This is a genomic window from Micromonospora sp. NPDC004551, from assembly GCF_040609975.1.
GTDB lineage: Bacteria > Actinomycetota > Actinomycetes > Mycobacteriales > Micromonosporaceae > Micromonospora.
On record NZ_JBEXLM010000003.1, the window covers coordinates 272,612 to 294,878 of the forward strand.

21 protein-coding genes are annotated in these 22,267 nt (G+C 74.0%); 18 read left to right on the top strand and 3 right to left on the bottom strand.

Annotation, left to right across the window (positions count from 1 at the left end):
* The first annotated feature begins 39 nt into the window (after positions 1–39).
* The 8 genes from ABZW14_RS06680 (at position 40) to ABZW14_RS06715 (ending at position 6,306) form a co-directional block, all read left to right on the top strand.
* Positions 40–1,095, top strand: coding sequence for an SAM-dependent methyltransferase (locus tag ABZW14_RS06680; RefSeq protein ID WP_355340854.1), 1,056 nt, complete (start codon positions 40–42; stop codon positions 1,093–1,095).
* 34 nt (positions 1,096–1,129) lie between these two features.
* Positions 1,130–1,423 (top strand): DUF503 domain-containing protein, encoded by a 294-nt coding sequence (locus ABZW14_RS06685; protein ID WP_355340857.1) that lies wholly within the window; start codon positions 1,130–1,132, stop codon positions 1,421–1,423.
* Between the two features lie 187 nt (positions 1,424–1,610).
* On the top strand, positions 1,611–2,093 hold the full coding sequence (gene rbfA / locus ABZW14_RS06690) for a 30S ribosome-binding factor RbfA (protein ID WP_355340859.1): 483 nt from the start codon (positions 1,611–1,613) through the stop codon (positions 2,091–2,093).
* Positions 2,090–3,136: a bifunctional oligoribonuclease/PAP phosphatase NrnA gene (locus ABZW14_RS06695; RefSeq protein WP_355340862.1), complete on the top strand. Its 1,047-nt coding sequence runs from the start codon at positions 2,090–2,092 to the stop codon at positions 3,134–3,136. Before rbfA ends, ABZW14_RS06695 begins: the two co-directional genes overlap by 4 nt.
* A 79-nt stretch (positions 3,137–3,215) precedes the next feature.
* Positions 3,216–3,626 (top strand): hypothetical protein, encoded by a 411-nt coding sequence (locus tag ABZW14_RS06700; protein WP_355340865.1) that lies wholly within the window; start codon positions 3,216–3,218, stop codon positions 3,624–3,626.
* A complete protein-coding gene (locus ABZW14_RS06705) occupies positions 3,626–3,835 on the top strand; it encodes a DUF6186 family protein (RefSeq protein ID WP_355340940.1) in 210 nt (69 codons plus the stop codon). The genes ABZW14_RS06700 and ABZW14_RS06705 overlap by 1 nt, the downstream gene beginning before the upstream one ends.
* A gap of 492 nt (positions 3,836–4,327) precedes the next feature.
* A complete protein-coding gene (locus ABZW14_RS06710; protein ID WP_355340868.1) occupies positions 4,328–4,849 on the top strand; it encodes an adenylate kinase in 522 nt (173 codons plus the stop codon).
* A 131-nt stretch (positions 4,850–4,980) separates the two neighbouring features.
* Positions 4,981–6,306: an MATE family efflux transporter gene (locus tag ABZW14_RS06715; RefSeq protein ID WP_355340871.1), complete on the top strand. Its 1,326-nt coding sequence runs from the start codon at positions 4,981–4,983 to the stop codon at positions 6,304–6,306.
* A gap of 8 nt (positions 6,307–6,314) precedes the next feature.
* On the opposite strand, the gene ABZW14_RS06720 is transcribed toward ABZW14_RS06715, so the two are convergent.
* Together ABZW14_RS06720 and ABZW14_RS06725 are read right to left on the bottom strand one after the other, a co-directional pair.
* Positions 6,315–7,373, bottom strand: a complete 1,059-nt coding sequence (locus ABZW14_RS06720) for a hypothetical protein (RefSeq protein WP_355340874.1) — start codon at positions 7,371–7,373, stop codon at positions 6,315–6,317.
* A gap of 80 nt (positions 7,374–7,453) precedes the next feature.
* Positions 7,454–8,455: a hypothetical protein gene (locus ABZW14_RS06725; RefSeq protein ID WP_355340877.1), complete on the bottom strand. Its 1,002-nt coding sequence runs from the start codon at positions 8,453–8,455 to the stop codon at positions 7,454–7,456.
* A 326-nt stretch (positions 8,456–8,781) separates the two neighbouring features.
* Between ABZW14_RS06725 and truB the strand changes: the two genes are divergently transcribed.
* From truB to ABZW14_RS06765, 8 genes are all read left to right on the top strand, one after another.
* Positions 8,782–9,666 carry a tRNA pseudouridine(55) synthase TruB gene (gene truB, locus ABZW14_RS06730; RefSeq protein ID WP_355340880.1) on the top strand — a complete coding sequence of 295 codons (885 nt, stop codon included), beginning with the start codon at positions 8,782–8,784 and terminating at the stop codon, positions 9,664–9,666.
* A 28-nt stretch (positions 9,667–9,694) separates the two neighbouring features.
* Complete coding sequence (locus ABZW14_RS06735; protein WP_355340883.1) at positions 9,695–10,621, top strand: bifunctional riboflavin kinase/FAD synthetase; 927 nt, start codon at positions 9,695–9,697, stop codon at positions 10,619–10,621.
* Positions 10,622–10,827: 206 nt separating this feature from the next.
* A complete protein-coding gene (gene rpsO / locus ABZW14_RS06740) occupies positions 10,828–11,097 on the top strand; it encodes a 30S ribosomal protein S15 (RefSeq protein WP_043962418.1) in 270 nt (89 codons plus the stop codon).
* Between the two features lie 220 nt (positions 11,098–11,317).
* The gene (locus ABZW14_RS06745; RefSeq protein ID WP_355340886.1) at positions 11,318–13,684 is read left to right on the top strand and encodes a polyribonucleotide nucleotidyltransferase; all 2,367 of its coding nucleotides are present in this window, start codon (positions 11,318–11,320) and stop codon (positions 13,682–13,684) included.
* 189 nt (positions 13,685–13,873) lie between these two features.
* Positions 13,874–15,223, top strand: coding sequence for a pitrilysin family protein (locus tag ABZW14_RS06750; protein WP_355340889.1), 1,350 nt, complete (start codon positions 13,874–13,876; stop codon positions 15,221–15,223).
* Positions 15,224–15,282: 59 nt separating this feature from the next.
* Positions 15,283–16,041: a 4-hydroxy-tetrahydrodipicolinate reductase gene (dapB, locus tag ABZW14_RS06755; protein WP_355340892.1), complete on the top strand. Its 759-nt coding sequence runs from the start codon at positions 15,283–15,285 to the stop codon at positions 16,039–16,041.
* Between the two features lie 98 nt (positions 16,042–16,139).
* Positions 16,140–17,075: an AraC family transcriptional regulator gene (locus ABZW14_RS06760; protein ID WP_355340895.1), complete on the top strand. Its 936-nt coding sequence runs from the start codon at positions 16,140–16,142 to the stop codon at positions 17,073–17,075.
* 62 nt (positions 17,076–17,137) lie between these two features.
* Positions 17,138–17,605: a GNAT family N-acetyltransferase gene (locus ABZW14_RS06765; protein WP_355340898.1), complete on the top strand. Its 468-nt coding sequence runs from the start codon at positions 17,138–17,140 to the stop codon at positions 17,603–17,605.
* A gap of 117 nt (positions 17,606–17,722) precedes the next feature.
* Here ABZW14_RS06765 and ABZW14_RS06770 read toward each other — a convergent pair whose 3' ends face one another.
* Complete coding sequence (locus tag ABZW14_RS06770) at positions 17,723–19,819, bottom strand: glycogen debranching N-terminal domain-containing protein (RefSeq protein ID WP_355340901.1); 2,097 nt, start codon at positions 19,817–19,819, stop codon at positions 17,723–17,725.
* A 158-nt stretch (positions 19,820–19,977) separates the two neighbouring features.
* Here ABZW14_RS06770 and ABZW14_RS06775 point away from each other — a divergent pair, with 158 nt between their 5' ends.
* A complete protein-coding gene (locus ABZW14_RS06775) occupies positions 19,978–20,955 on the top strand; it encodes a substrate-binding domain-containing protein (RefSeq protein WP_355340904.1) in 978 nt (325 codons plus the stop codon).
* Positions 20,956–20,980: 25 nt separating this feature from the next.
* Positions 20,981–22,228 (top strand): extracellular solute-binding protein, encoded by a 1,248-nt coding sequence (locus ABZW14_RS06780; RefSeq protein WP_355340907.1) that lies wholly within the window; start codon positions 20,981–20,983, stop codon positions 22,226–22,228.
* The last annotated feature ends 39 nt before the right edge of the window (positions 22,229–22,267 follow it).

Consider the following 22,267-nt stretch of genomic DNA (forward strand, 5'->3'; position numbering starts at 1 on the left):
CGGCCGTCGCCGTTTCCGCAGGCTGCGACAATCTCCGGCGTGCCCAGGTACGCGCTGCTCCTCGCCCCCTCCGCCAACCGCGTCTACGCCGACGCCGCCGCCCGGCTGGCCCGCGCCGAGCTGGCCGTGTTCGCCGGCTCCGGGGTGCTCGACGCGGCGCCGGCCGACGCCGCGGTCGAGCGGATCGGCGGGGTGGAGTACCTGACGTTCTCGGCCCCGGAGCCCGGCCTCGGCGTCCGGGACCTGGCCCACCTGGCGAACCTGTCGGCGGCGTACGCGCTCTTCGAGCGGGTGGGCGACGACCTGCTCCGGCCGGTGCCGCTGCACCCCCTGGCCCGGTACGACTCCGACCTCGTCACCATCCCCAAGTACGCCGGCAAGACCAACGAGCAGTTCACCCGCCTGCTGCTCAACGTCACCCTGCTGGCGTCGGCCTCGGCGCCCCGGATGCTGGACGGGCCGGTCGTGGTGCTCGACCCGCTCTGCGGCCGGGGCACCACCCTCAACCAGGCGCTCATGTACGGCTACGACGGCATCGGCGTGGAACACGACGGCAAGGACGTGGACGCGTACGCGGCGTTCCTGCGTACCTGGCTGCGCCGCAAGCGGCTCAAGCACACCGCCGAGATGGCGCCGGTGCGGCGGGACCGCCGGCTCGTGGCGCGGCGCTTCGAGGTGGTCCTCGCGCCGTCCCGGGACGCCCACCGGTCCGGGGCCACCCAGCGGGTCACCGTGCTGCACACCGACACCACCCGGGCCCGCGAGTCGCTCCGCCCGAACTGCGCCGACGTGATCGTCACGGACGCCCCGTACGGGGTGGCGCACGGCAGCCGCACCGACGCGGGCCTGTCCCGCAGCCCGCTGGACCTGCTCACCGCCGCCGTGCCGGTCTGGCGCGAGCTGCTGCGCCCGGGTGGGGCGCTGGGGCTGTCCTGGAACACCCACGTGGCCCCGCGCGCCACGGCCGAGGCGGTGCTGGCCGACGCGGGCCTGCGGGTGGTCGACGGGCCGGGCTGGCGGGATTTCGCGCACCGGGTCGACCAGGCGATCGAGCGGGACGTGCTGGTGGCGGTGGCGCCGACGGAAAACGGGTGACCGGGGCGCGGCCCCTGCCGTACCGTTGCTCGCCGTGTACACCGGAACCGCGCAGTTCGACCTGTTGCTCCCGGGGGATTCCCGGTCCCTGAAGGCCAAGCGGTCGTACGTCCGGCCGATCGTCGCGGCGCTCCGCCGGTTCGAGGTGTCCGCCGCCGAGGTGGGGGCGCTCGACCTGCACGGACGTACGCAGATCGGGGTGGCCGTGGTGGCCGCCGAGCCGGCGCACGTCAGCGAGGTGCTCGACACCTGCGAGCGGCTGGTGGCCGCCCGCCCGGAGGTCGAGCTGCTGTCCGTCCGCCGCCGCCTGCACGGCGAGGAGGACTGACCGCCGGCACCCGGCGGCCCCGCGCGAGGGCGGCGATCGCGCAGGTAGTGTTCGAGATGTTGAGGGGTCGGACCCGGCGGCGCCCGCGCCGTCCGTTGCCGGCCGACGGCTTCAGGTGGTGGCGTGGCGTCAGGCGCGCCGGGGCTGGAGTCGTCGTAGGAAGCAGGACGCCCTGGAGGTGGGGGACATGACGGATCCGGCCAAGGTTCGCCGGCACGCGGAGCGCATCCGTGAACTGGTCGCGTCGGTGGTGCGGAGCCAGATCAAGGACCCCCGGCTCGGGATGATCACCATCACCGACGCCCGGATCACGGCCGACCTCCGCGACGCCACCGTCTTCTACACGGTGCTCGGTGACGCGGCGGCGCAGGCCAGCACCGCCGCCGCGCTGGAGAGCGCCAAGGGCATGCTGCGCAGCACCGTGGGCAAGGCGCTCGGGCTGCGCCACTCGCCGACCCTGACCTTCGTCCTGGACGACGTGCAGGATCAGGTCAAGCACATCGACGACCTGCTCGCGGCGGCCCGCAACGCCGACGCCGAGGTCCAGCGCCTGGCCGCCCACGCCGAGTACGCGGGCGAGGCCCAGCCGTACCGGGTCGAGGCGGATGCCGACGCGGAGGTCGACGAGACCGAGGACGAGGAGCCGCGCGGCGGCAGCGACCGCCGGTGACCGGTTCCGCCGCGGGCGGCCCGCCGGCCGGTGCCGGCCCGACCGACACCGACTGGGCGGCCGCCGTCGCGGCGGTACGCGGGCTCCCCGCCACCGCGCGGGTGCTGCTCATCTGCCACGTCAACCCGGACGGCGACGCGCTGGGCAGCATGCTCGGCTTCGGGCTGGGCCTGCGCCGGCTCGGCGTACGGCAGCTCCAGGCGACCTTCCCCGGGCCGCCGGAGGTGCCCGAGCCGTTCCGCTGGCTGCCCGGGTCCGACCTGCTGGTGGCGCAGGACGACGCGTACCCGGATCCGGACCTGGTGATCTGCTTCGACGCGGCCAGCGAGTCGCGCCTCGGCGATCTGGTCGACCGCCTGGACAAGGCGGGCACGGCGCTGGTGCTCGACCATCACGCCTCGAACACCGGGTTCGGCGCCATCCACCTGGTGGACCCGCACGCCGCGGCCACCTCGGTGGTCGCGCTGGGGCTGCTGGACCGGCTCGGGGTGACGCTGGACGCGGAGATCGCGGCCTGCCTCTACGTGGCGCTGAGCACCGACACCGGCTCGTTCCGCTTCGAGGCCACCACGCCGGCCGTGCACGAGCTGGCCGCCCGGCTGCTGGCCACCGGGATCCGGCCGGGGGACATCTCGCGGCGGATCTTCGACACCCGGCCGTTCGGCGCGGTCCGCCTCTTCGGCGAGGTGGTGGGCCGGGCCCGGCTGGAACCGGCGGCCGCCGCCGGGCACGGGCTGGTCTGGACCTACGCCACCCGCGAGGACCTGGCCCGGCACGACCAGCCGGCGTACGTGCTGGAGGCACTCATCGACTCGGTGCGCTGCACCGCCGAGGCGGACGTGAGCTGCGTGGTGAAGCAGTCCGGCGACGCCGAGTGGGCGGTCTCGCTGCGCAGCAAGGGCGCGGTGGACGTGAGCCGGGTGGCCACGGCGCTCGGTGGCGGTGGGCACCGCTTCGCCGCCGGGTTCACCGGGCGGGGCACCGTCGACGAGGTGGTCGAGCACATCCGCGCCGAACTGCCGGGCGCCCTGCTCCCCGCCTGACCCCCTGGGTGGGAACCCGGGGGCGACTCCGGGGCGTGCCGGTCTTCCCGCGTTCCGTGACGCTGGGGAGAATCGGGTGATGGATCACCCCCGTGAGCTCACCGTCGAGGCGCCCCGGGCCTGGGATCGTCCGGTCGTCTCCGTGCCGGTGTTCATCTGCCTCTCCCTGGTCGGCGGGCAGCTGCCGTCCTTCTCCACCGCGGCCAACCTCTACACCCTGGGCACCGGCGGGGCGTTGATCTGGGTCGGGCTGAGCAACCGGGTGCCGCCCCGGCGGCCCGCGCCGCGGCGGCTGCCGCCCGGCGCGCTCTGGTGGCTGCTGCCGGTCACCGTCTTCGGGGTCCTGGAGGGCACCACCTTCGTGCTGGCGGTGGGGGACGACTTCCCCACCTTCTCCCGACTGGCCGATCCCATGCTGGAGGATCACCTGGTCCGCTCGGCGGCCTGGTTCGCCTGGCTGACCGCGTTCTGGGGCCTGGTCCGCCGATGATGCGCGTCGTGGCGATCGGCGGCTTCCTGGCCGCGCTGCTGCTCTTCGCGGCCGTCGAGTGGGCCGCGCGGCGGGAGGGCTCGCGCATCCCGTCGCTGGCCGACGTCTGCGCCTTCGTGATGCGCTACGAGGTCGGCCCGGTGCCGGTCGGGCGGATCGGCCTGTTCGGCTTCTGGTGGTGGCTGGGCTGGCACTTCCTGGCGCGCTGAGGCAGCCGCATTCTCTGCTGTCCGCATCGCGGGAACAGTGGGCAGCATGTGGAAAGTGAACGTTAATTTGGGTGAGGGCCGGTGCTTCGGCGCTGGTCACGGGCGGTGGTGCCACACCCGGTGCCGCCTCCCTCCAGGGTCAGACCGACCCGGGCTCACGCTGCCAGCGAGCCGCTCCGGTGATCCCGGACCACGCTGCCGGCGCTCAGCAGGCCGACGGCTCCATGCCGCGGCGCGGCAGTCGCGCCGCTCGGAGCCTCGGCGCCCAGCAGGGCCGTCGTGCTCCGGTGGTCCGCACCCTGGAAGGGAACTCCCATGGCGACCAAGCGCAAGCCGCAGACCGAGAACACCACCGACGAGGCGCGCGAGCAGATGCGCCGCGCGCTGCAGACCTCGATGGACACCCGTCAGTGACGGTGGCCGCCCGGCGGTGACGCCGTAGCGACGACGTCACCGCCGCTCCGGTCGCTCCACCGGCGCTACCGTCTCCCGGTGCGCCGCATCCTGATCGTCGGCAGCGCGGGCGCCGGCAAGAGCACGCTGGCCCGCGAGGTCGCCCGCCGGCTCGACCTGCCGCTGATCCACCTCGACCGGCACTACTGGCGACCGGGCTGGGTCCCCGCCGGGGACGCCGACTTCCGAGCGGAGGTCGCCGCACTCGCCGCCGGCCCGGCCTGGGTGATGGACGGCAACTACGGCGGTACCCTCGACCTCCGCCTGCCCCGCGCCGACCTCCTGGTGCTCTGCGATCCGCCCCGGCTGCGCTGCCTCGCCCGGGTGCTGCGCCGCCGGCGGGCACACCGGGCCACGTCCCGCCCGGACCTTCCCGAGGGCTGCCCCGAGCAGATCGACCTGGAGTTCCTCCGGTACATCTGGAACTACCGACGCCGCTCTCGCCCACGAATCTTCGCGGCGCTCCGGGCCACCGCCCCCACCCTCCCGGTGGTCCACCTCCGCACCCGCCGCCAGGCCGACGCCTGGCTGGCCACCCTCTCCGCCCCACCGGTGTGTTGATCATGAGGTTGGCGGCGCTCTGGATTCCCACAACTGCCGCCAACTTCATGATCAACCGAGGCGTGCGCTCAACGAGGTAAGTAGTGGGCGGGGTTGCGTGCCTTACGTGGCGCGTGCCAGGATCGGCGGCGATGAGTCAGACAGTCGCGCCCGCCGCCCAGTCCGCCACAGCCCGGCGGATCGCCGCGCTCGCCCTGCCCGCCCTCGTGGTCCTCGCCGCCGAGCCGCTCTACGTGCTGGTCGACACCGCCGTCGTCGGGCACCTCGGCCGGGTCCCGCTCGCCGCGCTCGCCGTCGGCGGCACCGTGCTCACGCTGACCGCCTGGCTCGGCACCGTCGTGGCGTACGGGACCACCGGGCGCGCGGCCCGCCGGTTCGGCTCGGGGGACCGGGCCGCCGCGGTGACCGAGGGCGTCCAGGCGTCCTGGCTCGCCCTCGGCGCCGGAGTGCTGGTGGCGGTCGCCATCGGCATCGGCGGCGGGGCGCTGGCGCGCACCCTCGCGGGCGGCCCCGGCGAGGTGGCCGACGCCGCCGCGACCTGGCTGCGGATCGCGGCCCTCGGCGCGCCCGGCCTGCTGCTGGCGGCGGCCGGCAACGGCTGGCTGCGCGGCATCCAGGACACCCGCCGGCCGCTGCTCTTCGTGCTCGGCCCCAACCTGCTCTCCGCGCTGCTCTGCCCCCTGCTGGTCTACCCGGCCGGGCTGGGCCTGGCCGGCTCGGCCGTGGCGAACGCCGTGGCGCAGACCATCTCCGGTGGCCTCTTCGCGGCGGCCCTGGTCCGCGAGCGGGTCCCGCTGCGCCCCCGGCCCCGGTCGATCGGCCAGCAGTTGGCGCTCAGCCGCGACCTGCTCATCCGGGGTGTCGCCTTCCAGGCCAGCTTCCTGTCCGCGACCGCCGTGGCCGCCCGCTTCGGCGCCGCTGCGGTCGGCGCGCACCAGATCGCCGTACAACTCTGGTTCTTCACCGCCCTGGTGCTGGACGCCCTGGCGATCGCCGCGCAGTCGCTGGTCGGCGCGGCGCTCGGCGCCGGCGACGCCGCCGGGGCGCGCGCCCTCGCCCGGCGGATCGCCCTGCTCGGCGGCCTCTGCGGCGTGGCGTTCGCGGTGCTCATCGCCGCCGGCGCCGGCCTCGTGCCGTCGTTGTTCAGCTCCGATCCGCAGGTACGCGAGCAGGCCATGGTCGCCTGGCCCTGGTTCGTGGCGCTCCAGCCCATCGGCGGGGTGGTGTTCGCCCTGGACGGCGTGCTGATCGGCGCGGGTGATGTCCGCTACCTGCGCAACCTGACGATCGTGGCGGCGCTGGGCGGGTTCCTGCCGGCCATCTGGCTGGCCTACGGGCTCGACCTCGGGCTGGGCGGGATCTGGGCCGGGCTGACCCTGTTCGTGGTGCTCCGGCTGGTCGCCCTGCTGCTGCGGCTGCGCTCCGGCGGCTGGGCGGTGGTCGGCGCCGTTCGCTGACCCTCGGCTCAGCAGGCGCCCGGAAGGTCCAGCGTCGTGGCGGGGTCGAAGACCGCCTTCGGGTCCGGGCCGTCCGGGCCGCCGAAGCCGCTGGTGCCCGGGCCGAGCAGGCCCCGGTCGAAGGCCGCGCAGTCGACGTTGGCGGCGTACGAGTTCGCGTCCTCGATCCACAGCCCGTTCGAGCCGCGCTCGACGTCGTCGGGATGCGGCATGCTCCAGACCACCGTGTCGTGCACGACGACCAGCCCGTCGCCCGGCGCCGTGCCGCTGGTCCGGAAGGCGTACGACCAGACGAAGTTGGTGGTCACCGCCAGGATCCGGATGCCGTCGGCGTCCTTCGTGGCCCGGTAGCTGATCCGGCCCTTCACTCTGGGCTGGTCGGCGGTGAGCCGGGCGCCGGGCGCCAGCCGGGTGGCGTACGCGGCGAAGGTGTCGGACGCGAAGCTCTTGCGCATGCCGGCGCGGGCGTCCCGGGCGAACTGCCGGATCAGCGGCTCCGGGTCGTCCGTGGTCATGAACCGGCGGTCCAGCCGCGCGGTCACCAGGACCGCCCGGACCTTCGCCAGCGCGGCCGCCACCTGCTTCTCGGTGAACGGGCCGGTCCGCTTCGCGGCGGGCAGGGCGATGCCGGCCGGCCCCTGCGCGAACCCGGCGGCCGGGGTGCCGTCGAAGGGGCCGGACGCGCGAGGCGGCGCGGCGGACGAGGCGGCCGGTGCGCCGGACGGGGCCGTCGGCGCGGCGGACGTGGCGGCCGGCGGGCCGAACGTCGGGTAGACCACCGGCCGCCCGCCAGCGGACGGCATCGACACCAGGACGGCCCCGCCGACCACCCCGATGAAGGCGAGCAGCAGCAGCGCCGTCGCGCCGGTCAGCAGTGACCCGGAGTGCCCCTTCAGCCAGCCCCGCAGACCGTCGGCGGCGGGCTGCGGCTGGCGCGGCCACTCCGGTGCGGCCGGCGGTCCGGGCGGCTGGCGCGGCCACTGCGGCGAAGCCGGCGGCCCGGGCCGGTGGCCGGGCGTGGCGGCGGGGTGGCGCGGTGGTGGGGATTCCGGCCGATCGTCGGTCATCGCGGCCTCCGGTCAGGAGTGGGCGAGATGTCAGTGAGTGTCCCACCTTGTCGGTCGCCGCGGTAGTCCCCGGCCGGGGCTCAGCAGGTGTCCGGGACGTCGAGGGTGCGATCGGGGTCGAAGACGGCGTCCGGATCCGGATCCGCCGGGCCGCCGAAGCTGGGGGTGCCCACGTCGAGCAGTCCCTTGTCGTACGCCGCGCAGTCGATGTTGGAGCCGTAGGAGTCGGCCTTCTCGATCCAGAGCCCGTTGGAGACGCTTCGCACGTCGCCGGGGTGCGGCACGCTCCAGACCACCGTGTCGTGCACCACGACGACCCCGTCGCCGGGCAGCCCGCCACTGGTGTGGAAGGCGTAGGCCCAGACGAAGTTGCTGGTGACCTCCAGGATGCGGATGCCCTGGGCGTCCTTGGCGGCCCGGTAGCTGATCCGGCCCTTCACCCGCGGCTCGTCGGCGGTGATCCGCGCGCCGGGCGCCAGCCGGGTGGCGTAGGTGGCGAAGGCGTCGGAGCCGAAGTCCTCGCGCAGGTCGGCCCGTGCGTCCGGCGCGAACTGCCGCAGCAGCCGGTCCGGGTCCTTCGAGGTGATGAACGACCGGTCCAGCCGGCTGGTCACGAGCGCCTTGCGGACCTTGGTCAGCGCGGCGGCCACCTGCTTCTCCGAGAACGGCCCGGTCCGCTTCGCGGCGGGCAGGGTGATCCCCGCCGCCCCCTCCGGGAAGTCGGCGGCCGGCGTGCCGTCGAACGCTCCGGCCGCCGGGGGCGGCGACGCCGACGAGACGGCCTGCTCGCCGACCGGCTGGCTGATCGTCGGGTACGCCGCCGGCGGGTCCGTCCACCGCTGGAAGGCCCGGTAGCCGCCCGTGGCGACCAGCCCGAAGAAGGCGACCACCAGCAGGGTCGCGACGCCGCCGAGCAGCTTGCCCGAGTGGGCGCCCAGCCAGATGCGCAGCCGATCGGAGCGGTCCGGCTCGGGCGCCGCGGCCGGCTGGCGCAGCCAGTCGGGGACCGTCCCCAGCCCGTCGGCGGGCGGGTACGGCTGGTCGGGACGGTGGGGTTCGGGGGGCGGTCGATGATCGGTCATCTCAGTTTCCGGGTGTCGACGGGGCGGGGGTGGCGAGCGGCGTGCCCACGCGCAGCCGGCGGGCGTGCCGGCCGAACCAGATGCGCAGCCGGGCGGCCGGGCCCGACGCGGATCTCCCGCTCCAGCTGGCGTACCCAGTCGGGGATCTCCTCCAGGCCGCTCCGCGCGGGACGGTCGAGCCGCGAGGGCTCCCGGGCGGGGTCGTCGCTGCTCATCGTGATTCCCGGGCAGGAGTGGGGCGATCGGCGCATGATCTTGGCACCCCGGTCGATCAGGGCGGTATCCCCCGCAGGGCCGATCACCGCCGTCTGGCAGGCTTGGCGGTCGTGAGCACAGACGGTCTGATCGTGGTCGACAAGCCCGGCGGCATGACGTCGCACGACGTGGTGGCCCGCATCCGGCGGCTGGCCCGGACCCGGCGGGTGGGGCACGGTGGCACGCTGGACCCGATGGCCACCGGCGTGCTGGTGATCGGCGTGGGCCGGGCCACCCGGCTGCTCACCTACGTCATCGGCGCCGGCAAGAGCTACACCGCGACGATCCGGCTGGGCCAGGCGACGGTCACCGACGACGCGGAAGGCGACGTGATCGCCAGCACCCCGGCCGGGTCGGTCACCGACGAGGCGGTCCGCGCCGCGCTCGCCGCGCTCACCGGCGAGGTCGACCAGGTGCCCAGCGCGGTCAGCGCCATCAAGATCGACGGGCAGCGGGCGTACAAGCGGGTGCGCGAGGGGGAGATCGTCGAGCTGCCGGCCCGGCGGGTGACCATCTCCCGGCTCGACGTGCTGGCGATCCGCCGCGACACCCCGGACGTGGTGGACGTGGACGTGGACGTCACCTGCTCGTCCGGGACGTACATCCGGGCCATCGCCCGGGACGCGGGCCTGGCGCTCGGGGTCGGCGGCCACCTCACCGCGCTGCGCCGCACCGCGGTCGGCGGGTTCACCCTGGCCGAGGCGGCCACCCTCGACGCGCTGGAGCAGCGCGCGCCCGACGTGGTGAACCTGCCGCTGGACGCGGCCGCCGGCCGGTTCTTCCCGCGCCGGGACGCCACGCCCGAGGAGGCGAAGGTGCTCTCCCACGGCGGGCCGCTGGACCCGGCCGGCATCGCCGGGCCGTACGCCGTCTTCGGCCCGGACGGCGGGCTGATCGCTATCGTCAGCGAGCGGGACGGGCGGGCCCGCGCGGAGATCGTGCTGGCCCCCGCCTGACGGCGCGGGCGGACAGGGGAGGAGCGGCATGCAGCGGTGGCGGGGGTACGAGGCGGCGCCCGGCGGCTGGGGACGGTCGGTGGTCACCATCGGCGTCTTCGACGGCGTGCACAAGGGCCACCAGGCCACCATCGGCCACGCCGTGGCGCGTGCCCGCGAGCTGGGCGTCAAGTCGGTGGTGGTGACCTTCGACCCGCACCCGGCCGAGGTGGTGCGCCCCGGCTCGCACCCGGCCGTGCTCACCGAGCCGGCCCGCAAGGCGGAGCTGATCGAGGCGCTCGGCGCGGACGTGCTCTGCGTCGTGCCGTTCACCCCGGAGTTCTCCCGGCTGCCGGCCGAGGCGTTCGTGCACGACATCCTCGTCGAGCACCTGCACGCCGCGCTCGTGGTGGTCGGCGACAACTTCCGGTTCGGGCACCGGGCGGCCGGCGACGTGGCGTTGCTGGAGCGGCTGGGTCGCACCTTCGGCTTCGGGGTGGAGGGCGCCCCGCTGGTCGCCGAGGCCGGCACGGTCTTCTCCTCCACGTACATCCGCTCCTGCGTCGACGCGGGCGACGTGGCCGCGGCGGCCGCCGCGCTCGGCCGGCCGCACCGGGTCGAGGGCGTGGTGGTCCGCGGCGACCAGCGCGGGCGGGAGCTGGGCTTCCCGACCGCCAACCTGCTGACCCACCGCTACGCGGCGGTCCCCGCCGACGGGGTGTACGCGGCCCGCCTGGTGCGCCGGGGCGGGGAACCCCTCGCGGCGGCGGTCTCCATCGGCACCAACCCGACCTTCTCCGGCCGGGAGCGCCGGGTGGAGGCGTACGCGCTGGACTTCACCGGCGACCTGTACGGCGAGCGGCTGGCCCTGGACTTCGTGGCGCACCTGCGGGAACAACGGACGTACGACGCGATCGAGCCGTTGGTGGCACAGATCGCCGAGGACGTGGAGCGGACCCGCCGGGCGGTCGGCTGACCGTGCCGGAGCGGGCCGGCGGGCCGCGTCGCGGCCCTTCACCGGGCGGTTCCCCACCGGGCTGGTAGTCTGGCAGGGACGTCGGCTGACCGACGTGGGGCCTCGCGTGCCTGCACGACGCCGCGGGTGCGAGGAACCGGTCCGTTTCCCGGTCACTTCGACCGATCCGACGGACCTCATCGAACGTTCCACGAAACAGGGAGAACATGGCGCTCGACCAGGAAGCCAAGGCCAAGATCCGTGCGGAGTACGCGACCGCCGAGGGCGACACCGGTTCGCCTGAGGTGCAGGTCGCGGTCCTCACCAAGCGGATCGCCGAGCTCACCGAGCACCTGAAGGTGCACAAGCACGACCACCACAGCCGCCGTGGGCTGCTGCTGCTGGTCGGCCGTCGCCGTCGGCTGCTCAACTACGTCCAGAAGAAGGACATCAACCGCTACCGGTCGCTCATCGAGCGGCTCGGCCTGCGCCGATGACGTGACGGGGGAGTGGCCGTTGGGCCGCTCCCCCGTTCCGGTACCACCAGAAGAACCCGGCCGCGCGACAACCCGAGAGGGAGCCGGTCAGCACCGGTCTCCGGTAGTGGCCCCCGGAATCCCGGCACCATGCCGGCCACCCGGGCGCTTCGATCGAAGACCGGCCGCCTGAGCAGTTCCCCGTGTCGTCGGCCGACGACGCGAAGGAGCACCACAGCACATGACCGAGACCAACCTCGGCACCGAATCCCGCACCGCGGTGATCGACAACGGGTCCTTCGGCACCCGCGAGATCACCTTCTCCACCGGCCGGCTGGCCCGTCAGGCCGCCGGCTCCGTCATCGCCCAGCTCGGCGAGACGGTCGTCCTCTCCGCCACGACCGCCGGCAAGCAGCCCCGGGAGCAGTTCGACTTCTTCCCGCTGACCGTCGACGTCGAGGAGCGGATGTACGCCGCGGGCCGCATCCCCGGCTCGTTCTTCCGCCGCGAGGGCCGGCCCAGCGAGGACGCCATCCTCACCTGCCGGCTGATCGACCGGCCGCTGCGCCCGTCGTTCGTCAAGGGCCTGCGCAACGAGGTCCAGGTCGTCGAGACCGTGCTGGCGCTCGATCCGCAGCACCCGTACGACGTGGTGGCCATCAACGCCGCCTCGATGTCGACCAAGCTCTCCGGCCTGCCGTTCTCCGGCCCGATCGGCGCGACCCGGGTGGCGCACGTCGACGGCCAGTGGGTCGCGTTCCCGACCCTGGAGGAGCTGGCCCGGGCCACCTTCGACATGGTCGTGGCCGGCCGGGCGCTGGCCGACGGTGACGTCGCGATCATGATGGTCGAGGCCGAGGCGACGCCGAACGCCGTGGCCCTGATCTCGGACGGTGCCACCGCCCCGACCGAGGAGATCGTGGCCAGCGGCCTGGAGGCCGCCAAGCCGGCGATCCGCGAGCTGTGCCGCGCGCAGAGCGAGCTGGCCGAGGTGGCCGCCAAGCCGGTCGCCGAGTTCCCGGTCTTCCTGGACTACCAGGACGACGCCTACGAGGCGGTGGCCGACGTGGCCCGCGCCGAGGTCGCCGAGGCCCTCAAGATCGCCGGCAAGGCCGACCGCGAGGAGGCCCTGGACCGGATCAAGGCCAAGGTCGCCGAGGAGCTCGGCGGTCGCTTCGAGGGCCGCGAGAAGGAGCTCTCCGCCGCCTTCCGGTCGCTGACCAAGTCCGAGGTGCGCAACCGGGTGCTGCGCGAGCAGGTCCGCATCGACGGCCGCGGCCCGCGCGACATCCGCCCGCTGACCGCCGAGGTCGGCGTGCTGCCGCGGGTGCACGGCTCGGCGCTGTTCGAGCGGGGCGAGACCCAGATCCTGGGCGTCACCACGCTGAACATGCTGCGCATGGAGCAGATGGTGGACACGCTGTCCCCCGAGAACCGCAAGCGCTACATGCACAACTACAACTTCCCGCCGTACTCGACCGGTGAGACCGGCCGGGTCGGCTCGCCGAAGCGGCGCGAGATCGGCCACGGTGCTCTCGCCGAGCGGGCGCTGATCCCCGTGCTGCCGTCGCGCGAGGAGTTCCCGTACGCCATCCGGCAGGTCTCCGAGGCGCTCGGCTCCAACGGCTCCACCTCGATGGGCTCGGTCTGCGCCTCGACGCTGGGCCTGCTCTCGGCCGGTGTGCCGCTGAAGGCGCCGGTCGCCGGCATCGCCATGGGCCTCATCTCCGACGAGGTCGACGGCAAGACCCAGTACGTGACGCTGACCGACATCCTCGGCGCCGAGGACGCGTTCGGTGACATGGACTTCAAGGTCGCCGGCACCCGGGAGTTCGTCACCGCGCTGCAGCTCGACACCAAGCTCGACGGCATCCCGTCGGACGTGCTGGCGGCCGCGCTGCAGCAGGCGAACGAGGCCCGGCAGACCATCCTCGACGTGATGCAGCGGGCCATCGAGGCCCCGGCCGAGATGTCGGACTACGCCCCGCGGGTCACCACCGTGAAGATCCCGGTCGACAAGATCGGCATGGTGATCGGCCCGAAGGGCCAGACCATCAACGCCATCCAGGACGAGACCGGCGCCGAGATCTCCATCGAGGACGACGGCACCATCTACGTCGGCGCGACCAACGGCCCGTCGGCCCAGGCCGCGGTCGAGCGGATCAACGCGATCGCCAACCCGACGCTGCCGAAGGTCGGCGACCGGTTCCTCGGCACCGTGGTGAAGACCGCCGCGTTCGGCGCCTTCATCTCGCTGCTCCCGGGCCGCGACGGCCTGCTGCACATCTCCAAGGTGGGCGACGGCAAGCGGGTCGAGAAGGTCGAGGACTTCCTCAACGTCGGCGACAAGGTCGAGGTCGAGATCGCCGACATCGACCAGCGCGGCAAGATCTACCTGGACAAGGTCCGCCCGGAGGGCGCCGAGGCGCCGGCCGCCGGCGAGGCCGCCGAGGGCGGCGAGCGTCCGGCCGGCCGGGACCGCGGTGGCGACCGTGGCCCGCGGGACCGCGGTGACCGTGAGCGCGGCGGCGAGCGCGGCGGCCGGGGTCCGGAGGGCGGCGAGGGCGGCGGCGAGTCCCGCCCGCGGCGCCGCACCCGGCACAGCTGATCCACCACCGGCCGGGTGACGCCCACGGGTGTCACCCGGCCGGTGACTGCTCCACCGACGGCTCCAGGTCGCTGCGCCGAGCTGGAGCCGTCGTTCGTTCCCACCGCACCACCCACCCCTCGTCGAACTGAGAGCAGGTTCCTCGTGAGTCGGACCCGTCGTTCGTCCTTCCCGGCGGCTCGACGGGGGGTGACGTCGCCCGGGCCCGCGCGCGCCGCGGGCGGAACGGCCAGGGCGGTCACCCGCACGCTCAGCGACGACCCGCTGGGCGGCACCGTCCGCCGCACCGTGCTCCCCAGCGGCCTGCGCGTGCTCACCGAGGCGATCCCGGCCATGCGCAGCGTCTCGTTCGGCATCTGGGTGGCGGTCGGGTCCCGCGACGAGACCGGGCCGCAGGCCGGCGCCGCGCACTTCCTGGAGCACCTGCTCTTCAAGGGCACCAACAAGCGCAGCGCGCTGGAGATCTCCTCGGAGATCGAGGCGGTGGGCGGCGAGACCAACGCCTTCACCACGAAGGAATACACCTGCTACTACGCCCGCGTGCTCGACGAGGACCTGCCGCTGGCCATCGACGTCATGTGCGACCTGGTCGCCGACTCGGTGCTGGCCGCCGCCGACGTGGAGACCGAGCGCGGCGTCATCCTCGAAGAGATCGCCATGCACGACGACGAGCCCGGCGACGAGGTGCACGACCTCTTCGCCCGCGCCGTCTACGGCGACCACCCCCTCGGGCGGCTGATCTCCGGCACCGAGGAGACGGTCACCCCGATGACCCGGCGGCAGATCCAGAGCTTCTACCGCCGCCGCTACACGGCGCCGCAGATCGTCATCGCCGCCGCCGGCAACCTCGACCACGCCGCCGTGGTCAAGCTGGTCCGGCAGGCGCTGCGCGGCACCCCGCTGGACACCGACGCGGCCACGCCGGCCGCGCACCGGCCGGCCACCCCGGCGGTACGCACGAAGCCCGCCGCCACCCTGGTCGAGCCGAAGGAGACCGAGCAGGCGCACGTCATCCTCGGCTGCCCCGGCATCGACCGCACCGACGAGCGGCGCTTCGCCCTCGGGGTGCTCAACAACGTCCTCGGCGGCGGCATGTCCAGCCGGCTGTTCCAGGAGATCCGCGAGCAGCGCGGCCTGGCCTACTCGGTCTACTCCTACGCCAGCCAGTACGCCGACAGCGGCCTGTTCGCCGTCTACGCCGGCTGCGCGCCCGGCAAGGTGGACGAGGTGCTGGATCTGACCCGCGCGGAGCTCCAGCGGGTGGCCGCCACCGGGATCACCGAGGCCGAGCTGGCCCGGGGCAAGGGGATGAGCAAGGGCTCGTTCGTCCTCGGCCTGGAGGACACCGGCTCCCGCATGAGCCGGCTGGCCAAGGGCGAGCTGCTCTACGGCAACCTCATGCCGGTCGACGAGCTGCTGGCCCGGGTCGACGCGGTGACCCTGGACGATGTCAACGGCCTCGCCGCCGAACTCCTCGCCCGGCCGATGTCCCTGGCCGTGGTCGGGCCGTTCGACGAGTCCGCCTTCGCCGCCCGCTGACGGTCCCGCTTGCCGGTCCGTCGGGGTGGCCGCGTCCCGATTGGGATAGGTTGTGCCCCGTGACTGACGAGCAGGAGAAGACCCCGGCCCGGGTCGGCGTGCTGGGCGCCCGCGGCCGGATGGGCATGGAGGTCTGCAAGGCCGTCGAGGCGGCCGGCGACCTCGACCTGGTGGCGACCATCGACCAGGGCGACGGCCTCTCCGCCGCCTCCGGCGCCGACGTGGTCGTCGACTTCACCACGCCCGACGTCGTCATGGACAACCTGCGCTGGTGCATCGACCAGGGCATCCACGCGGTGGTCGGCACCACCGGCTTCACCGAGCAGCGCCTCGACGAGGTGCGGGAGTGGCTGGCCGGCAAGCCGGGCGTCGGCGTGGTGGTCGCCCCGAACTTCGGCATCGGCGCGGTGCTGATGATGCAGTTCGCCGCCCGTGCCGCCCGGCACTTCGAGTCGGTCGAGATCATCGAGCAGCACCACCCGCGCAAGCTGGACGCGCCCAGTGGCACCGCCACCCACACGGCCAGGCTCATCGCGCAGGCCCGCGCCGATGCCGGGCTCGGCCCCACCCCGGACGCCACGAAGGACGAGGTCGCGGGCGCCCGCGGCGCCGACATCGACGGCGTACGCGTCCACGCGGTCCGCGCCACCGGCCTGGTCGCCCATCAGGAGGTGCTGTTCGGCACCACGGGCGAGACGCTGACCATCCGCCACGACTCGTACGACCGGGCCTCGTTCATGCCCGGCGTGCTGCTGGCGGTGCGTGAGGTCCGTCGCCGGCCGGGACTCACCGTGGGCCTGGACGCCCTGCTCGACTGACTCCCGCCGCCCGCGGCCGTACCTGACGGCGGTCGGTGGCGCGCAGGTCCGCAACGGCGATCAAGCGGCGCGACGCCCGCCGGGTGCAGGCTGTCCACATGACCCGGACGGACGGACTCACCGGCCTTCTCGACTGGCTCCAGCTCGCCCTCGACGATCCGGAGACCGGACCGGCGAATCTGGCCGCCCGGGCGCACCTGTCCCGGTTCCACTGCGACCGGCTGGTCGCCGCGGCCACCGGGGAACCGCCGGGCGCGCTGCGCCGCCGGCTGCTTCTGGAGCGCGCCGCGCACCGGCTCACCACCAGCGACCGGACCGTCCTCGACATCGCCGTCGAGGCCGGTTACGGCTCGCACGAGGCGTTCACCCGCGCCTTCCAACGGTCCTACGGCGTCGCCCCGACCGCGCTGCGACGGCGCCCGCCGCTGACCTTCCGCGAGCTGGAGCTGCCCTGCCCCAGCGGCGTCCACTTCCAACCACCCGGTGGCCTGCGGCTGCCGGCGGCACGTCAGGAGACTCCCATGAACGTTCTCCAGCACCTGGTCGACCACCACGTCCAGACCCTCACCGCGATCATCGAGCGCGCCGCCACCCTCGACGACGAGGCGCTCGACCGGCCCGTCACCGTGTCCGTGGAGACCATCGACGAGCAGCCGACCCTCCGCTCGCTGATCAACGCCATGGTCACCCAGGAGGAGCACTGGCTCTCCGCGCTGCGCGGTGGCGAGTGGCCCGACGAGAGCGACCGCTCGATGGCCGGGCTGGCGGCCCGGCACGCGGTCGCCGGCCGCGACTGGCGGGCCTTCGTGGCCCGGACGCTCGCCGCCGGCACCCTGGCGGACACCTTCGTCGACACCACCTGCACGCCGCCGACCACGCACAGCCTGGGCGGCACCATCGGCCACGTGATCACCTTCGCGGCGGTGCGCCGCACCCTGGCCATCGGCGCCCTGCACACCGCCGGCATCACCGACCTCGGCGCCGGCGACCCGCGCCCGTACCTGGACGCCGCCGCGACCGCCCCGGCCGGCTGACGTCGTCTCCGGCTCCGCGAAAGCGATGGCCCGGGCTGCGGGCCGGCCCTAGGCTGACCGCCATGATCGATTCCGGGCAGCATGACCGCGCCGGCCGCCGGGTGACCCTGCGGCCGGTGGACGACGACAACTGGCGGGCGGTGGCCGACGTGGCGCCCCGCGACGACCAGCGCTCCTTCGTGGCGGCGCTGGCGGCCCGCTACCTGGTGCTGACCATGCGCTCGGACGTCTGGACCTCACTCGCCGTCTACGCCGACGAGACGGTGGTCGGGCACGTCATGTGGGGCGTGGACGACGACGGCTCCCGCTGGATCGGCGGCATGGTGATCGACGCCCCCGAGCAGGACCGCGGCATCGGCCGCGCCGCCGTGCGGACCCTCACCGACTGGCTGGCCGAGGCGGGCCACCCGATCCGTCTCAGCTACCACCCCGACAACACCCCCGCCGCCACCCTCTACACCTCCCTGGGCTTCCACCCCACCGGCGCGATGGAAGACGACGAACTGATCGCCGAACACGCCCCGTCCTGACCCACCCCGGCAACACCACCTGGCCCACACTGCGTTGATCAAGAAGTTTGCGTCTCGGAGGAGTCGATTCCTGACGCAAACTTCTTGATCAACCGCCAGGGGGCGGGCGGGGTGGGGTCAGGTGGGCTGGTGGGTTGGGGTGGTGCGCTGGGTGGGGATCGTCAGGGTTGTCGCAAGGCCGGTCAGGGTCGGGTGGCCTGTGTGGTCGACCGTCACCGTGACCCGGGTGCCGGCGATCTTCAGGTTCTCGGCGGTCAGGGCGCCGAGTTCGGGGCCGGCCAGGGGGCGGAGGTCGACCCGGCCGGCGGGCACGTCGGGGTAGACGCCGAGGCCCGCCTGGAGGAGCAGCACGGCCGCCGCGGCCGACCAGGCCTGCGGGTGGCACGCCGCCGGGTACGGCACCGGCCGGCCGAGCGCCGCCCGATCGTCCCCGCCGTACAGCTCGGGGAGGCGGTAGTCGAACGCCTCGGCCGCCGTCAGCAGCCCGTCGGCGAGCCGGAGCGCCGCCGCTCGGTGCCCGGCCCGGGCCAGCCCACCGAGCACGATGGCCGTGTCGTGGGCCCAGATCGACCCGCAGTGGTAGGACAGCGGGCTGAACCCGGCATCGTCGGTGGACATGGTGCGCAGCCCGAAGCCGCCGGCCAGGGCCTCGGTCGAGAGCAGGGCGGCGACCTGGGCCGACTCGGCGTCCGACAGCAGCCCGGTGCCGAGCAGGTGGCCGATGTTGCTGGTCAGCGAGTCCACCGGGCGCTTGTCCCGGTCGAGGGCCAGAGCGGGCTGCGGGCCGTACGGGCCGTCGACCCAGAACGCGCCGCGGAACCGGTCGGCGAGCCGGTCGGCGTAGGAGCGCCAGCGGTCGGCGCCGGGGCGGCCGAAGGCGTCGAGCAGGTCCGCCCCGTTCACCGCGGCCTGGTACGCGTACCCCTGCACCTCGGCCAGCACGATGGGTGACCGGGCCAGGCTGCCGTCCCGGAAGCGCACCGCGTCGCCGGAGTCCTTCCAGCCCTGGTTGGCCAGGCCGTGGCCGGTGGTGTCGACGTACTCGACGAAGCCGTCGCCGTCGGGGTCGGCGTGCTCGCCGAGCCAGCCGAGCGCCGCCTCCAGGTGGGGGAGCAGCGGCTCGACCTGGTCGGCGGCGAGCCCCCAGCGCCAGGCGTCGTGCAGCAGACCGACCCAGAGCATGGTGGCGTCGACGGTGCCGTAGTAGGCGGGCGGCAGCCGCAGCCCGTTGTCGGCCAGGGTGAACTCGTGCCGGCGCAGCTCGTGCAGGATCTTGCCGGGCGCCTCGCCGGTGGCCGGGTCGACCCGGGTGCCCTGGCGGCGAGCCAGTACGCGCAGCGTGCCGGCGGCCAGGTCGGTGCCGAGCGGCAGCATCATGCGGGCGGCCCAGAGGCTGTCCCGGCCGAAGAGGGTGAGGAACCAGGGCACGCCGGCGCCGAGGAAGACGTCCTCCGGGTGGGCCGGCTCGGCCAGGCGCAGCCCGCGCAGGTCGGCCAGGGAGCGGTCGAGGAGCCGGACCAGGCGGCGGTCGTCGGCGCGTACGGCCGGCTCGGACCAGCCGGGGCCGGGCGGGGCGGCGGTCACCACGGCCTTCGGGTCGGTGACGGCGAGGCGCCAGCGCAGCGTCGCGGACTGGCCGGGGGCGAGCGTGACCGGCCAGCTCAGCCGGGGTGCGGTGGCCCGGTCGCCGGTGGCGTCCACGGTGGCCGCCTCGCCCGTCACGGTCACCGTGAGCCCTTCGGCGGCCCACTGGACCCGGCCCGGCTCACCGGCCTTCGCCTTCATCGGCGCGCCGCTCCCGCCGGACTTGACCAGCTCGATGGGGGCGAGGTCGCAGCCGAGGTCGACGCTGACCGTGGTGCGGACCGGGTCGGCGGCGGTGGACGAGATGACGAGTTCCTCGGTGACGCCGTGCGGGCCGGCCTGCCGGGTGCGGTCGACCCGCACGGTCGGGTCGGGGGTCGGGTCGCCGAGCCAGCGGGCCAGGGCGACGAAGCGGGCGCCGTGCGGCCCGGCCGACCCGCGGGTCAGTGCCTCCGGCTCCCGGTCGTCGAGGCGCAGCTCGGCGCGGGAGAGCACCCGGGCGTCGGCGTGGAAGACGCCCTGGACGCCGTGCGGCCGGATCTGTCCCGCCGCGTCGCCCAGCGCGCTGGTGGGGGCGTGCACCACGCCGACCAGGTCGTGCAGCAGCGGTTGCAGGTGGCGTTCGGACAAGGGGAACTCCCGGTGCTGATCGATGGGCCGGCGCCGTCTTGACAGATGGCTCCGGCCGGTGCAAAGTGCGAAACATTCCAGAAACTTTGAACGATCTAATCCTGCCCCATCGGAGTTGGATCGTTCAAGGCGGCGAGAGGGTTTTAGTGGCTGAAAAGGTGACCATCGCGACGGTGGCCCGGCATGCCCAGGTGAGCCGGCAGACGGTCTCCAACGTGCTCAACGCGCCGCACATCGTCCGCGAGGAGACCCGGCGGCGGGTGCAGGAGGCGATCAGCGCGCTCGGCTACCGGGCCAACCAGGCCGCCCGGCAGATGCGGACCGGCCGCTCCCGCCTCATCGCCGTCCGCATCGAGCCCACCCGGGACGGGATCAACGGCTCCGTGCTCGACCGGTTCCTGCACGGCCTCACCGAGACCGCCGATGCCGCCGGCTACCGGGTCATGCTCTACACGGCCCGGGACGACGACCAGGAGATCACCACCTACGACGACCTGCTCGGCGCGTACGACCTGGACGCGTTCGTGCTCACCGGCACCAAGCACGACGACCCGCGCACCGCGTGGCTGGCCGAGCGCGAGGTGCCCTTCGTGACCTTCGGCCGGCCCTGGGACGCCCTCGACGGGCACCCCTGGGTCGACGTCGACGGCGCCGCCGGCACCGCCCAGGTCACCCGGCACCTGCTCCACGCCGGCCACCACCGGATCGCCTTCCTCGGCTGGCCCACCGGCTCCGGGGTCGGTGACGACCGGTGCGCCGGCTGGCGTACCACCATGACGGCGGCCGGCCACGACGTCGCCGGCCTGCGCCGGGAGACCGAGGACGGCATCGCCGAGGGCGAGCGGGCGCTGCGCGACCTGCTCGCCCTCGACGCGCCGCCGACCGCGGTGGTCTGCGCCAGCGACTCGCTCGCCCTCGGCGCGCTCCAGGCCGCGCGCGGCGCCGCGGCGCCCGTCGCCGTCGTCGGCTTCGACGACACCCCGGTGGCCGCCGCGGTCGGGCTGAGCAGCGTCAGCCAGCCGCTCGCCGCGGCCGCCGCCCGCTGCGTCGACCTGCTCACCAGCCTGCTCGACGGCCAGCCCACCGATCACCAAGTGCTGCTCACTCCCACGCTGGTGCTCCGGCACACGGCGTGATCACATCCCCCGTCAGGAGAGTCAGATGACACCTCGCACCCTCACCCGGGCGGCGGTGGCCGGCTTCGCCGCCGTCGCCCTGTTCGGCTCCGCCGCGTGCGGCAGCGGCTTCGACGACTCCGCGAAGGACACCAAGCAGTCCAGCGGCCCGGCCAGCCTCCAGATCCTGATCGGCTCCTCCGGCGACGCCGAGACCAAGGCGGTGCAGGACGCCGCCGCCAAGTGGGCCTCGTCCAGCGGCAACACCGCCACGGTCACCCCCGCCCAGGACCTCACCCAGCAGCTCGGCCAGGCCCTGGCCGGCGGCACCCCGCCGGACGTCTTCTACGTCGACGCGAGCCGCTTCGCCGACTACGCCAGCGTGGGCGCGCTGGAGCCGTACGGCGACAAGATCAGCAACAAGGACGACTTCTACGAGAGCCTGCGCACCACGTTCACCTACGACGGCAAGCTCTACTGCGCGCCGAAGGACTTCTCCACCCTGGCCCTGGAGATCAACACCGACATGTGGGCGAAGGCCGGCCTGACCGACGCCGACGTGCCGACCACCTGGGACCAGCTCACCGCCGTCAGCCAGAAGATCAAGGCGAAGAAGATGGTGGCGCTGGCCCTCGGTGACACCCGCGACCGGATCGGCGCCTTCATGGTGCAGAACGGCGGCTGGCTCATGAGCAAGGACGGCAAGCAGCCCACCGCCGACACCCCGGAGAACCTCCAGGCGCTCCAGTACGTGAAGTCGCTGCTCACCAACGGCTACGCGAAGTTCCCGAAGCAGCTCGACGCCGGCTGGTCCGGAGAGGCGTTCGGCAAGGGCAAGGCCGTGATGACCATCGAGGGCAACTGGATCAAGGGCGCCCTGCAGAACGACTTCCCGAACGTGAAGTACAAGGTCGTGCCGCTGCCGGCGGGCCCGAAGGGGCAGGGCACCCTCTCGTTCACCCAGTGCTGGGGCGTCGCGGCCAAGTCGAAGTACAAGGACCAGGCGATCAAGTTCGTCGAGGCGATGACCGCGGGCGACCAGCAGGTGACCTTCGCCAAGGCGTTCGGCGTGATGCCGTCGCGGCAGTCCGTCCGTGACCAGTACACCGGCGCGTTCCCGGCGGACAAGCCGTTCATCGACGGCGCCGAGTACGCCCAGGGCCCGGTGAACGCCCCGAAGATGGACAGCGTCCTGCGCGACCTGGAGGCCGGCCTCCAGGGGCTCGCCACCGGTGACCCGAAGACGGTCCTGGCCAACTTCGACAAGAACGCCAAGGCGGCGCTCGGCGGCTGAGCGGTCGCGGAGGGGCCCACGCCGGGCCCCTCCGCGCCG

Coding starts and splice junctions, on each gene's coding strand:
- ABZW14_RS06765 (WP_355340898.1), top strand. CDS start 17,138: ATGATCGATTCCGGGCAGCATGACCGCGCCGGCCGCCGGGTGACCCTG.
- ABZW14_RS06780 (WP_355340907.1), top strand. CDS start 20,981: ATGACACCTCGCACCCTCACCCGGGCGGCGGTGGCCGGCTTCGCCGCC.
- ABZW14_RS06705 (WP_355340940.1), top strand. CDS start 3,626: ATGCGCGTCGTGGCGATCGGCGGCTTCCTGGCCGCGCTGCTGCTCTTC.
- ABZW14_RS06725 (WP_355340877.1), bottom strand. CDS start 8,455: ATGACCGATCATCGACCGCCCCCCGAACCCCACCGTCCCGACCAGCCG.
- ABZW14_RS06715 (WP_355340871.1), top strand. CDS start 4,981: ATGAGTCAGACAGTCGCGCCCGCCGCCCAGTCCGCCACAGCCCGGCGG.
- ABZW14_RS06700 (WP_355340865.1), top strand. CDS start 3,216: ATGGATCACCCCCGTGAGCTCACCGTCGAGGCGCCCCGGGCCTGGGAT.
- ABZW14_RS06745 (WP_355340886.1), top strand. CDS start 11,318: ATGACCGAGACCAACCTCGGCACCGAATCCCGCACCGCGGTGATCGAC.
- rbfA (WP_355340859.1), top strand. CDS start 1,611: ATGACGGATCCGGCCAAGGTTCGCCGGCACGCGGAGCGCATCCGTGAA.
- ABZW14_RS06760 (WP_355340895.1), top strand. CDS start 16,140: ATGACCCGGACGGACGGACTCACCGGCCTTCTCGACTGGCTCCAGCTC.
- ABZW14_RS06735 (WP_355340883.1), top strand. CDS start 9,695: ATGCAGCGGTGGCGGGGGTACGAGGCGGCGCCCGGCGGCTGGGGACGG.
- rpsO (WP_043962418.1), top strand. CDS start 10,828: ATGGCGCTCGACCAGGAAGCCAAGGCCAAGATCCGTGCGGAGTACGCG.
- ABZW14_RS06720 (WP_355340874.1), bottom strand. CDS start 7,373: ATGACCGACGATCGGCCGGAATCCCCACCACCGCGCCACCCCGCCGCC.